Here is a 12,880-nt window from a genome sequence, read left to right on the forward strand (position 1 = left end):
CGATCATTCATTTATTTTCATGATATAAGTTAATATCATAATTCTTCTTCATCATTTCAAAAACCTTATGGCGACTTTTCCATTCTTCCTCTTTTTCCCATAACTGCTTACTTTTATTAATAATTTCACAGCGAAGCAACTGAAACTCCTTTTCTGCTTTATCCAGCTTTTTTTTAATTAATATCATATATCCATATAGCCCTATTGCTGCCGCCAAAAAAAGGAAATGGCTAAAATGGTCGACGAAAACACTAAACATACTGAAAAAGGAATAAGAATAAGGTACAACGATATATAAATAAAGATAAACCAAAAAAAGGGTAGCAACAATCATGGTTGCCCATAAGCTTTGAAGGTGTTTCCTTTTAAGAGCCTCGAACTTTTTTTTTCGATCCACGACATTCTGCAGCATTTGTTTAGTTGCTTGATCCGTTTTTTCATCCAATAAAATGATTGTAGATTCCATCGCATTTCCTCCTCTACTCTTTCAAATCATGATATGAAAGAGTAGTGGAAAAAATGATAAAGTACCTGTCATGTTTGGCTTCATACTGAACCAAGTTGAACAATATTAAAAATACCCTGCCTATAAAGACAGGGTCAGACTGGAGACAAACTCGATAATAATTGAGTTTGTCTCCAGTTTTTTTAGGTTTTTAAAATTTGAATGTTAATTTCCACTTCAGGCACTCGCTTTCCGCGTCCAAGGGAGTCTCGTACCTTCCGTTCCAATCAACTTTGTTTTAACATTAAGGTAGAACTCCTTTTGCCTAAAGTCTTTTTTGTTTTGAAATAGAAGGACTTGAGGGTTTTAAAGGTGCCATCATTATTTCTTGATCGGAATTTTCAAAACCTGACCCCTGGAAATTTCATTGCCATTCAGACCATTCCACTCCCTGATCAGAGCAATGCCTTCCTGTGATTTGTAGTAATTCATGGAAATGCGGAATAATGTTTCCTCACCTTGAACAGTATGTAAGACAACCTTGTATTCCTCTTTATCCGATTTCGCCGCTTGAACTCTTTCGGCTGCCCTTTTCTTTTCTGCCGCTTCAGCCTTTGCTTTTTCGTCAGCTATTTGCTGTGATTTGGCTTTTTCTTCGGCTTCTTGCTGTGCTTTAGCTTTTTCTTCGGCCTCTTGCTGTGCTTTAGCTTTTTCTTCGGCCTCTTGCTGTGCTTTGGCTTTTTCTTCGGCCTCTTGCTGTGCTTTAGCTTTTTCTTCGGCCTCTTGCTGTGCTTTAGCTTTTTCTTCGGCTTTTCTCTTTTCTTCTTCCTCTGCTTTAGCTTTAGCCTCAGCTACTTCTTTTTCTTTCTTTTCCTTTAAATCCTCTGCCGTTGCTGTAGTAGGGATCGCTTCTTTATCTTCCTTATTTTCTTCAAAGACGACTGGGTCACTTTTTGGATCATGTACAGGGAAAGGTTTTTCCTGAAAATATGTATAAAGGCTGTAAAATCCAATTGGAAGCAAAATAAAAAACAATGCTAATAATTGTATCATTGGAAACTTAATCTTCACTTTACTTTTTTTCTTTTTATTCTGGTGAACTTTGCTGCGCTTGGGCAATGATGACTTAGCCTTATGACGTTCAATTCGCGAACGAAGTTCACCAGCCTGATCGTTTTCCTTTTCACTCTTCTGCACTCGACTCATTAAAGTCACCCCCTTTCTTGCTCAACCCTCTTTGCTTTTTGCTCTTGATTAAAATACCCAGGATAAAGTCAATCAAAAAGTGTGCCGTAATCGTCACCAGGATATTATTGGTCATTTCAAAGAGAAAACCGATAAAGAAGCTCAAAACCAAAACATTTAAAAATAAAAACCAATTAAAAAGGTAACGATAATGAACAGCTGCAAAAATGAGGCTCGTAAGAAGCAAGCCAAAATGTGTTTGCAACACTCCACGAAATAATAACTCTTCACTTATCGCTACCACTAAAGCAACGACAAAAATCATCGGGTATGACAAATTACTGAAAATGCGTTCGTTAATACCACCATCATCCTGATAGGAAGGTGGTGTCACTTTCATAAAGAAAATGTCAAACAACACGACAATGACTCCAGCGGGAATTCCAATCAGCAAAATGTTCAGGTCATCAAAGATAAATAAGTCGAAAAAAGCAGAACGGTCTTTAAATAAAATAATACCTAAAAAAATGGATAACGTTAAGAGAATAATTTGTGTAAGAAACAAATTATTTAGCAACTGTTTATCTGTTAGTTGTTTAATTATTTCAGCTTGCTTATTTTTCATTTCCCATTTTCCTTCTTTAATAAGATAAAAGCCAATTCCTCTTTCCACGTTGAATAGGAATTAACCGGATCCACCTTGACTTCCGGCCATACATCAGCCATTTTCTCGGCATCCATACCACAGATATCACAGCAAATGGGGTTCACTTCCCGCTGCTTTTCTTCAAAATAGTCCAATATTCCTGAACGGCGACATTCGTTTGCTTGTATCCAAATAAGGAAATTATTAAGCTTTTCTTGATTCCCGGATTTCCTCTTTTGACAATACTCTTTCATCTCTGCCACTTGATATAAAGGATCTTTATTTCCTGTAATGAACTGGGTAAAAAAACGAAGCTGGATTTCGTTCAACGAAAAAGATTGAGACAGCTGTTCTTTTTCTGATAGGGTCAAATTCGCCGGAATCTGTTGTGAAGCATTAAGGAAAGAGCAAACACCATCGATTTGCATATCCGTAGGCAACTGTTGCTCCATCAGATGCAGGGGAAGCCCTTCATCCCCGTCACTATATAATAAGACAGCCACACTTTGCTTCCTATCTCGTCCCGCCCTGCCTATCTCCTGAAGATAAGCTTCCATCGTGGATGGCATATGAAAATGGATAACGTACCTGACATCGGATTTATTTACACCCATGCCAAAAGCACTCGTTGCACATATAATTTTCAACTGACTGGAAATGAATTGCTGCTGAATGAGCATCCTTTGTTCCTGTTCCATGCCACCGTGATAATAATTGACGCTCTCAATCCCGTTTTCCTGTAAAAACCCAGTGACCGATTCCGCCAATTTTTTAGAGGAAAAATAAATAATTCCGCTACCTGTAAATTTCCTGACAAGCTCCAGTACACGGGATAGTTTCTCTTCGTAGCTGAACTTGCGCTCTACAATTATTGCAATATTATCGCGGTCAACAGATGAGACGGTTTCCTTGGCTTGTCCAATGTTGAGTTTACCAATGATATCCCTTCTGACTTCAGTGGTTGCAGTTGCTGTCAGGGCAAGAGTCAATGGATTGTTCAATTCACGCCTCACTTCTCCTAAATTCAAATAATCCGGTCGGAAATCATATCCCCATTGTGAGATGCAGTGTGCTTCATCGATGACGAATAGACCTATTTCTATGGATTTCAAGGATTTTATCACAGTCTCCAGGCTCAGCATTTCAGGAGATAAAAAGATAAAACGATAACTATGTAACCGGTCGAAAGCTTTCCTTTTTTGATTTAGATTCAAAAAAGAATTGAGGGTCAAAACACTTTTTTCGCCACTCATCTTGAGCTGATCTGCCTGATCCTGCATTAATGATAATAATGGGGAGACAATTAGGACAGTCTTATTCAAAAGATAGGCCGGCAACTGGTAACATAATGATTTACCGGATCCGGTTGGCAGCATCGCTAAAGTATGACGGCCGGACATCAATGATTCAACCACTTCTTTTTGTCCGGGACGGAATTCATCAAATCCGAATTTTTCTTTGAGGACTCGTTCTATATTCATCATCCATCACCTAATTTCGCAAGTACAAGCCGTATTTGGAAAAAGCTTATCTGTTTATTATCGACCATATTCTTGATTGCTTTAAGCTTTTTCGTACCAATTTCCTTAATAGCAGCAGCAATTTCTCTCTCATCCTCGATAGACACATAATCGGATATTGGAAAACCTTTATCCGATAGGACAATTTCAACGAGGTGATCTTCAATGGTGTTGACTTTCAATCGGCGGATTTCAGCTATTTCCCCCAGGTTTTTCCCTGCCTGTATGTACCGTAAAGTAGTCTGTGTAGATTGTGTCAAATGAGGATTCTCACTCTTTTGCCAATCATTGGTTAACGAGGACAAAAGGGGGTATTCCGTTCCCGTTCCCGTATCCATTTCTGAAAGCATTTGATGCAACGAGTCAAGAAATGTAAAGCGAACATATTGTTCTTCTACATCTTTCCTTTTGGCAATCTGTTCAAACGTAAGCCCAATCCTATTTACCCCAGTTAATTTCAAAATGAAAATGTCTCGTTTCAAATCACTTTGACTTTCTAAAAGGGAAATCAGTTCTTCATATAGATGTTGAGCAATCAACACTCGGTCCTGACGATTGGCATGTAAGAATTCCTTCACGAAATATTGGATTTTCGGATTTCGTTGTATCGGATAAAAACGTCTTTCATTGTGGACAATATGGGATATGGTTTGAATGAGCAAGTTTAACCTTCCCCAGAAAACCGGGGTGATATTGTGATACTTCCAACCATTTATATACGTCGGAAAAGGATTATTATTAAAGTAATCGACTAACATTCCCTCTCCTTGCAGACTAATTTCATATGCATCTGATTTATCCGTTAAATTAATGTAGTCATGCTTAAGGAACTGTTCAATGTTTTGATTCAATTGCTGACGGGTAAATCGAGGTATTGTCCCAAATATATTCGTTAACCCGAATAAATGGGCATCCTGGATTGTTTGTGACGACTTCTTTCCCTGTAGCATATGGTATATAGCATAAATGGAACGTTCGCCTTGAAATTTTTTTATCGCATATAGAATGATTGCCTGTAGATAATTATTCATGGGACTCACATCCTTGTTTCATTTAACCAATAAACCCATTGTAACAAATATCTGCAAAAATCGCCGTTATTATTGATGAATACAAGGAAAATTATGTGACTAAATGACGAACCATGGTAGGACCCAAGTTAATTATTACGATGTTTTTCGTTGACATTCTACTACATGATAGTTATTATCAATACAATTTCTATTGAAAAGTTTGGCATTCGGTCTTACAATAAGAAAGAGATAATAATCTGAAATAAAAAGATTATCAGTTGTTAATCAACTTAGGAGGGGTTATATTCATGGCTAAATTTACTATTGTGGATAAAGAAACATGCATCGCTTGTGGTGCTTGTGGAGCAGCAGCACCAGATATATATGATTATGATGACGAAGGGATTGCATTTGTTACCCTTGACGATAATGAGGGAATCGTTGAAATTCCAGATGTACTAATAGATGATATGATGGATGCATTTGAAGGATGTCCAACGGATTCTATTAAAGTTGCTGACGAGGCATTTGACGGGGATGCACTAAAATTCGAATAAAGGTACAAGCCATTTTCAATCGAGAATGGCTTTTTCTTTTGGCCAATGTCGCTTACATATTCCCATACCAAAGACATAAAAAAACAACCGGATAAGGATATCCGGTTGTTTTTTTATATTTCTATCGTCAATGCCGTTAAGCATTTTTATATAATGATTGCTTATTGATCCATGTCTGTAATTTAATGAACAATAACATGAATACAGATGTGATGAGCACGCCTTTAATAACGTTGAAAGGCAAGATTGCCGTCGTGACGAACTTTCTCGACTCGGGTGCCGACATTGCATCCCATCCCATAAAGAAGGTATAAGCCGGTAAAAAGACAAAATAGTTTAAAACGCTCATAAATACCGCCATGGAAACTGTACCCGCAAGTAAAGCGAACGTCATCCCTTTTTTTGAATTGATTTTATTAAATACATAATAAGTCGGCAAGACGAACAATATTCCCGCAATGAAGTTAGCGATATGTCCCACTGGTACAGCAGTCAAGGTCCCTGTCATGACAAAATCCAATAGGTTTTTAAGGAATTCAACTAGAATCCCGGCCATCGGTCCGAAAATCAATGCCGCCATCAGTGCTGGTATGTCGCTAAAATCAACACTCAGAAAAGGTGGAAATCCTGGGAACGGAAAATTTAAAAGCATCAATAAATAAGAAATGCTTCCCATCATGGCCAGTGTGACCGTTTTTTTCACTTTGTTCTTTTTCATAGTTCTCTCTCCTTCTTTTCCGATCTACCTGAAAAAGAGGTTAGGGTTCCTTAATCATGTTGATGCTCAATAAAAAACCTTTAATTCCAATAGAATTAAAGGGATAAATTAAAGGTTACATCAAACAAACGTTCAGCAAATAACTGTTGAAACGCACTCAGGAACCTCCATCTTCTCCCATCCAGACTATACTGTCGGCTTTGGAATCACACCAAATCCTGCCCATAAGGCTCGCGGGCTTAGAAGAGAATTTCCTTCATCACCGCCGGTGGGGAATTACACCCCGCCCCGAAGATAGACCTATAAAATTTTGTTTTATCTTTCCCATTATATCCGAAATTCCTTTTTTGTGATAGCATTTTTTCTCAGTTGATACATTTAGGACTATAAATCACTTAAAAGAAAAATCGGATACACAAAATTATAATAATGAAAATATTTTTTCTTTTAAGGCAATCGATGTTGAAGCCATTAATAGTGCGGCATTAAACATACGATCCAAATGTAATTATTGTTTTAAGCGCTTACAATCAGTGAAGCCAAATTGACACAATTGGCATTTAAATTGTAAAATTAACTGAAATTTAAGATAATTCTTTTCCCTAGGAAGGTGTTTAGACGTGTATCGGATTTTAGTAGCAGATGCCATCAAACCAGAAGGACTCGGACCGCTATCAGAGGCTTCCAATATTCACCTTATTCAGAAGACAGTAGAGGAAGCGGAAAACGAACTTGATCAGATTGATGCAATACTTGTAAGAAGTGCAACGAAGGTTACGGAAGATTTAATGAACCGTATGCCGCAGTTGAAAATTATAGCACGCGCTGGTGTCGGCGTCGATAACATAGACATCCCCGCTGCGACAAAACGTGGGATTGTCGTGGTTAATGCTCCTGACGGCAATACCATTTCAACTGCAGAACATACATTTGCCATGATGGCTTCTTTAATGCGCCATATTCCGCAAGCTTATGCTTCACTGAAGAATGGGGAATGGAAACGTTCTTCATATACTGGAACGGAACTTCGCGGCAAAGTATTAGGTATAGTTGGATTTGGACGTATCGGAGGGGAAATTGCCAAACGTGCTAAAGTGTTTGGGATGGATGTAATTGTCTATGATCCGTTCCTGACTGCTGATCGTGCAAAGAAAATGGCCGTAACGTCCCTGCCGTTAAATGAATTGCTTCCTAAAGCAGATATCATTACTGTACATACTCCACTAACGAATGAAACTAGAGGTTTAATCAATAAAGAAAAACTGCTTACCTGTAAAAAAGGAGTTTATGTACTGAACTGCGCACGTGGTGGAATTCTAGACGAAGATGATTTATATGAAATGATAGTTGAAGGACATGTTGCAGGGGCGGCGCTGGATGTTTTCGTGGAAGAACCTCCACTTGGCCATAAACTGCTTGAATTGGATAGCGTCATTGCTACACCTCATCTAGGTGCATCTACGAAAGAGGCCCAATTAAATGTAGCCGTACAGGTTGCCCAAGAAGTTTTGACCTATTTCGAAGGAAATCCAGTTTCCAGTTCAATCAACCTTCCAGCGATTTCTAAAGAAGTGTTTGAAAAGGTACAGCCATTCTATCAACTTGTTCAGCAAATGGGATCCATTGCTTCTCAGTGCATGAATGAAGGGATTCAGGAAATCTCCGTTACGTATGCAGGAGAGTCATTGGACTTCGATACAGCGATTCTGACAAAAAGTCTAATCTCAGGCTTCTTCAAATCAAGGGTTGATGCATCAGTCAATGAGGTGAATGCCTTGCTGGTCGCAAAAGAGCGTGGCATTACAGTTGGTGAAAAAATCTCAACGGACTCTTTAGGATACTCTAACTTGATCAGCCTTAAAATAAAAGGTGACAACCGCGAATTAACAATAAGTGGAACTTATATCGAAAATTACGGTTCTCGAATTGTAAGCTTGAATGGTTTCAAAATCGACTTTCATCCGGAATCGAATTTACTTTATATCCAGCATACCGATAAACCTGGTGTAATCGGTAACGTAGGTAAGGTTCTTGGTGATCACGGAGTGAATATCGCCACCATGCAGGTAGGCCGAAAAGAAGCTGGTGGGGAAGCAATCATGGTTTTAAGCTTTGATGAACCATTGGCAGACAACATGAAACAATTTTTAATGGAAACAGAAGAAATTACATTCATGGCCCGTATTTCATTATAAGAAGAAAAAAGTGCCCGTCAGCGCGGGCACTTTTTTTAAATGTATAGAGCACCCCTCCATCATTTAGCCCGTCCCCTGCATCAATTCACTAGGTTCGGTGCTTTGGGCACCCATATGTCTTCAGTTAAATTCAACTGGCCGACCTCTTCAATTGGTGCATTTTCAAACTTCACTTTTTCAAAACCAAAATCCTTAGCAATGAAGAGTATGGCTTCTAAAGCTTGAAGGGATTCCTCACTATTTTCTATAGCTGCTTGATCTGACAATTGAATGGACACAAGATCTCCTTTTGAACGTATACTTTCCCATTTAAGGTCATCCGGGATTGCAGGTGAAATCCCCTCCATGTCCGGCTCCCCTTTTCCAGCTTGAAGTGCCTCTTCAATGTCCCGATAATCCATATTGCTTGGAACTAGGAACCTTGGAGAGGATTCATCTCTTTGGTAAAGTAGGTATGTGCGTTTTTGTTGATGAGGTATATCCGCCTCCTTTAAAAATCCCTTATTGGCAAACATTGCCCCTTGCTTACCACCTGTAGAAAAAGTCATCTTCTCTATATCATTATAGGAAAGCGTTTCTTCCATCGAATGGAGAAAAAGTGTATCCTCTTTCAATAATCGGCTGTTTTCTCGAAACTCAATATGAGCAGTGGTCATATCGTTTCCTTGGTTAATCTTTATATCAAGCGGAAAATAGTCAGATAGCCCATATTGCTCTTCATCGATATTGGACATTTGATTCGTTAACCGATTCAGTGTATCCGCTTTGTCATAATGTTTGAGTTTAATTGATATGGGAACGATGAAATTCATTTGATCATCAGGTACGCCCATGGTAATGACCGATGCATTTTTAAGGTCGTCTTGATAAATCGCATGTGCAAAAGTTTTTTCCTTTTCCCCTGTTAGAGGTTCTATTTCTGAAACCTCGTCTTTAGATTCAATCTCCGCTTGCTTACTCAAAAACTCTTGATTACCCTGTTTATCTTCTGAGGTATTTTCTTTGATATTTGCATTTTGCCGTTCCTGATCTGCCATTTCCTTATTTTCGGATATGGATAATTTCCCATTACCGCTGCTGTCCTCTTCCCTTGTAGTTCCCTTGTTTCCAATAATTAACGATGACGCCAAAACAACCATTAAGAATAAGGAGGCCACACCCGCAATTAGAGGTATCCAGTGTTTCTTTCTTTTTTTATCATGTATTCTCGCATACACCTCTGCTTTGGTTCGGTCATCTTTTAATTTCGGAAGCCCGCGTAGCATGTCTTCAATTTCGTTTTCTTTCCAACGGGATCTTCTCATTGCGGTGGCCCTCCTTTCCTGATAAATCTTCCATCAATTTTTTGATTGCCTTTAAAGCACGGTGCTGGGTCGTTTTCACCTTACTTTCACTCCAATTTAATATTTCTGCAGTTTCCGTAATGGACATGCCCTGAATGTACCTTAAAATGATGACAGATCTTTGATCGACGGTACATCTGTTTAAACATTGATAAATATCTTGGATATCATCGTTCATGATGGCCACTTCTTCTGGAATGGGCTGAGTATCTTTAATCAATTGCCTATCCCAATCAAAGTTAGGAAAGATTTTGTCTTTCCACCCTTTTTGTTTCCGAAAATAATCAATCGTCACATTTCTGGCAATCGAATAAATCCACGTTTTTTCACTGCTTTTTCCTTCGAAGCGTTCATAAGCCTTCATAACCCGGATATAGACCTCCTGAACAAGGTCCTCTGCCGTTTCTCGATTTTTAGTCATATAAAAAATGAATTGATAAACTTCCTGATGATATTTTTCATATAGATCGTGGAAAACGGAATCCATCATTTCCCCACATCCGTTCATAAATATAGTCGTCATTCCTCAATAAAAGTTACATACTTCGGCTTTAATCTTAATATAAAATTCCGTCAATTTCCACATGTCCGGAACTTCTTATCTTGTTCGCTAAAAAAAACAAAGACAAGTTGGAAATGAATCCAATTGCCTTTGTCTTCACAGTTCCCTATGAAACAAGATTTTTTTGGAAAGCTGTCCGTCATTCAATCGGCATTTTCCATAATTCGAGGCAGGATAAAACTGAACGTTGTCCCTTTATTAGGTAAACTGTTTACCGAAATGTAGCCATCATGGGCATTGATTATATTTTTTACGATGGCCAAACCCAATCCGGTACCTGATCGGCCGCGGGTCCTTGCCTTATCCGCTTTATAAAACCTCTCAAATACAAAAGGTAAATCTTCTTCGGGAATACCAGATCCAGAGTCCCTCACATCAATGATCAGACCTCTTCGATCACTTGTCCTCTGAATGACATCAATGTTACCGCCTGGAGGAGTATGACGAATCGCATTATCAATTAAATTAGTCAAAACCTGTTCAATACGGTCAGGATCAAAATGCCATTCAATTTCATTGTCTTGAAGACTGACTGATATTGTAATCCCTTTTTCTTTGGCTAGCCCGGAAAACTTACTTGTAATCCTCTTTAAATAAGGTGAAATTGGTACATGTTCAAAGCTAAGGTTCATTTTTCCCGATTCCAATTTAGCCAGATCGAGCAGATCATTGACTAAACGTCCCATTCTCAAAGACTCATCATAGATGATGCGGGCCATCTCCACCTTTTCCTCTTCACTGCCCGCAATATCATCAACGATCGCTTCACTATATCCTTGCAGCATTGAAATGGGCGTTCTTAATTCATGGGAGACATTGGCTATGAAATCCGTCCTAAGTTTGTCCATACGTCTTTCATCACTCATATCCCGTATGATAGCCACCGCTCCCCGAATATTGTCGGCATTTGTATATAGCGGGCTGACAATGAATCCCCAATCTCGGCCCTGCAAGGTAATTTCCCCGACTTGCTCCTTATCGAAGGACTCTGATTCATCAAAAAGATTCATCAAAACCAAGGGGACATTCACGTTATCTTCCCGGTTATTGCCTTTTTCAAAGTACCAGGATTGGAGAAACCTTTCCGCTGGCGGATTCGTTTCAAGGATTGTGCCATCTTTATTGAAGGTAATGACCCCATCAGCCATACTGCTAAGAATGCTTGAGAGATGTTCCTTTTCCTGACTGAGTGCATTCATATTGAATTTCAGCTGCTTCCTCATCTGATTAAACGCTATGGCCAACTCACCGATCTCATCTTGAGTCAAGATTGGAACCTTTGTATCAAATTTCCCCCGGGCAATCGCCAGTGCGGCTTCCCTCATCTTCACCAATGGGGCATTGATTCTTGTAGATAAAAAGAAAGCAAAAATCGTTGTCAAAATAATGGCGATGCCCGCTGCCAATAAAATGAACTGTGTAGTGGATTTTGTGGTTTCTTCCATGGACTCCAATGATTGAAATAAGAAAACTTCATCTTGTTCCCCATTCAATTCAAGTGGAATCCCAACAACGATTGCGGATAATTCCTCTTTACCCGGATCATGGGATAGCGCCATTTCCTTTTTTACAGTCTTTCTTTCGGTAAAAACCTTGAGCAATTCAGGATCATTCTTAATGGATTCCGGCGTGATTTCAAACTCCTTATCTCCTCCAATGGATGAGAAAATCATTTTGTCATCGTTTAGAATGATCATTTTCGTTTCGTTTCCTATTAATTCCGAAGCTATTTGTAAAACCTCATTGTTAGATCCCTGATGGTCATTTGTTACCTTAATGATTTGTTCGGCCGTTTTGGTTAAATCATTTTCAATATTTTCAATTTGGAAATTCTCAAAGAATTCGACCAGCAGAACGGTTAAAACGATTAATACGAATGACACGAGCAATAGGATCGTTGCCCATAGCTTCCCTACGACACTGCCCCACAGCATCAGTCATTAACCACTTCGAACTTGTAACCTACACCCCAAACAGTGACAATCATCTTGGCTGCGTTTTCGGATATGCGGTTTAATTTTTCACGTAAGCGTTTAACATGCGTGTCAACAGTTCGAAGATCTCCAAAGAATTCATAATGCCACACTTCTTTTAACAATTGCTCCCGATCGAAAACTTTATCTGGGGATTTAGCTAAGAAATATAATAATTCATATTCTTTTGGTGTTAATGAAACCTCTTTGTTATCAGCAAGTACACGGTGGGCATCATTATCAATGGTTAGATGCGAGAAGACGATCACATCTTTTGCCGTCGTTTCCGTCTGCATGTAACCCGTGCTTGAGGAGCGTCGCAATAAAGCTTTAACCCTTAACACGACTTCACGGGGACTGAACGGCTTTACGATATAATCATCGGTCCCCACTTCGAACCCTTGAACGCGGTTCACTTCTTCCCCTTTAGCAGTCAGCATGATAATAGGTGTCGTCTTCTTCTCCCTTAATTCACGGCAAACTTCGATTCCATCTTTACCAGGCATCATAATATCCAATAAAATTAAATCATAATCATTTTCAAGGGCTTTTGTTAAAGCCACATCTCCATTTTCAGCTTCATCAATTATATAATCTTCTCTTTCCAAATACATCTTTAACAGCCGGCGGATTCTTTCCTCATCATCCACCACGAGAATTTTAATAGCGTTATACATTATGTAATCAGCCTCCTATCATTTATTCTACAAAATGAAAACTTCC

The 12,880-nt window shown here is 39.0% G+C and carries 12 protein-coding genes and 1 riboswitch; of the genes, 2 read left to right on the forward strand and 10 right to left on the reverse strand.

Going from position 1 to position 12,880, the window contains the following annotated elements:
* Positions 1–7 precede the first annotated feature (7 nt).
* The 5 genes from ACDZ29_RS00180 to ACDZ29_RS00200 all read right to left on the reverse strand — a co-directional run bounded on the left by ACDZ29_RS00180 (position 8) and on the right by ACDZ29_RS00200 (position 4,827).
* Positions 8–466, reverse strand: coding sequence for a YpbF family protein (locus tag ACDZ29_RS00180; RefSeq protein WP_289325630.1), 459 nt, complete (start codon positions 464–466; stop codon positions 8–10).
* Positions 467–826: 360 nt separating this feature from the next.
* The gene (locus tag ACDZ29_RS00185) at positions 827–1,651 is read right to left on the reverse strand and encodes a LysM peptidoglycan-binding domain-containing protein (RefSeq protein WP_375089442.1); all 825 of its coding nucleotides are present in this window, start codon (positions 1,649–1,651) and stop codon (positions 827–829) included.
* Positions 1,629–2,255, reverse strand: a complete 627-nt coding sequence (locus ACDZ29_RS00190; RefSeq protein WP_289325632.1) for a CPBP family intramembrane glutamic endopeptidase — start codon at positions 2,253–2,255, stop codon at positions 1,629–1,631. Before ACDZ29_RS00190 ends, ACDZ29_RS00185 begins: the two co-directional genes overlap by 23 nt.
* Positions 2,252–3,757, reverse strand: a complete 1,506-nt coding sequence (locus tag ACDZ29_RS00195; RefSeq protein WP_375089443.1) for a RecQ family ATP-dependent DNA helicase — start codon at positions 3,755–3,757, stop codon at positions 2,252–2,254. Before ACDZ29_RS00195 ends, ACDZ29_RS00190 begins: the two co-directional genes overlap by 4 nt.
* On the reverse strand, positions 3,757–4,827 hold the full coding sequence (locus ACDZ29_RS00200) for a helix-turn-helix domain-containing protein (protein ID WP_375089444.1): 1,071 nt from the start codon (positions 4,825–4,827) through the stop codon (positions 3,757–3,759). Before ACDZ29_RS00200 ends, ACDZ29_RS00195 begins: the two co-directional genes overlap by 1 nt.
* 290 nt (positions 4,828–5,117) lie before the next feature.
* Here ACDZ29_RS00200 and ACDZ29_RS00205 point away from each other — a divergent pair, with 290 nt between their 5' ends.
* Positions 5,118–5,366 carry a ferredoxin gene (locus ACDZ29_RS00205; RefSeq protein ID WP_034308087.1) on the forward strand — a complete coding sequence of 83 codons (249 nt, stop codon included), beginning with the start codon at positions 5,118–5,120 and terminating at the stop codon, positions 5,364–5,366.
* A gap of 136 nt (positions 5,367–5,502) precedes the next feature.
* On the opposite strand, the gene ACDZ29_RS00210 is transcribed toward ACDZ29_RS00205, so the two are convergent.
* Complete coding sequence (locus ACDZ29_RS00210; RefSeq protein ID WP_375089445.1) at positions 5,503–6,084, reverse strand: ECF transporter S component; 582 nt, start codon at positions 6,082–6,084, stop codon at positions 5,503–5,505.
* A 165-nt stretch (positions 6,085–6,249) separates the two neighbouring features.
* Positions 6,250–6,384: riboswitch (FMN riboswitch) on the reverse strand.
* A gap of 320 nt (positions 6,385–6,704) precedes the next feature.
* Here ACDZ29_RS00210 and serA point away from each other — a divergent pair.
* Positions 6,705–8,279 carry a phosphoglycerate dehydrogenase gene (gene serA, locus ACDZ29_RS00215; protein WP_289325636.1) on the forward strand — a complete coding sequence of 525 codons (1,575 nt, stop codon included), beginning with the start codon at positions 6,705–6,707 and terminating at the stop codon, positions 8,277–8,279.
* 80 nt (positions 8,280–8,359) lie between these two features.
* Here the strand turns inward: serA and ACDZ29_RS00220 are convergent, their stop codons facing one another.
* From ACDZ29_RS00220 to ACDZ29_RS00235, 4 genes are all read right to left on the reverse strand, one after another.
* A complete protein-coding gene (locus tag ACDZ29_RS00220) occupies positions 8,360–9,583 on the reverse strand; it encodes a hypothetical protein (RefSeq protein WP_370015714.1) in 1,224 nt (407 codons plus the stop codon).
* A complete protein-coding gene (gene sigX, locus ACDZ29_RS00225) occupies positions 9,549–10,109 on the reverse strand; it encodes an RNA polymerase sigma factor SigX (protein WP_370017071.1) in 561 nt (186 codons plus the stop codon). Before sigX ends, ACDZ29_RS00220 begins: the two co-directional genes overlap by 35 nt.
* A gap of 218 nt (positions 10,110–10,327) precedes the next feature.
* Positions 10,328–12,121 carry an ATP-binding protein gene (locus ACDZ29_RS00230; RefSeq protein WP_289327345.1) on the reverse strand — a complete coding sequence of 598 codons (1,794 nt, stop codon included), beginning with the start codon at positions 12,119–12,121 and terminating at the stop codon, positions 10,328–10,330.
* Complete coding sequence (locus ACDZ29_RS00235) at positions 12,118–12,834, reverse strand: response regulator transcription factor (RefSeq protein WP_289325638.1); 717 nt, start codon at positions 12,832–12,834, stop codon at positions 12,118–12,120. The genes ACDZ29_RS00230 and ACDZ29_RS00235 overlap by 4 nt, the downstream gene beginning before the upstream one ends.
* Positions 12,835–12,880 lie beyond the last annotated feature (46 nt).

Source organism: Peribacillus sp. RS7 (genome assembly GCF_041956845.1).
Lineage (GTDB): Bacteria > Bacillota > Bacilli > Bacillales > DSM-1321 > Peribacillus.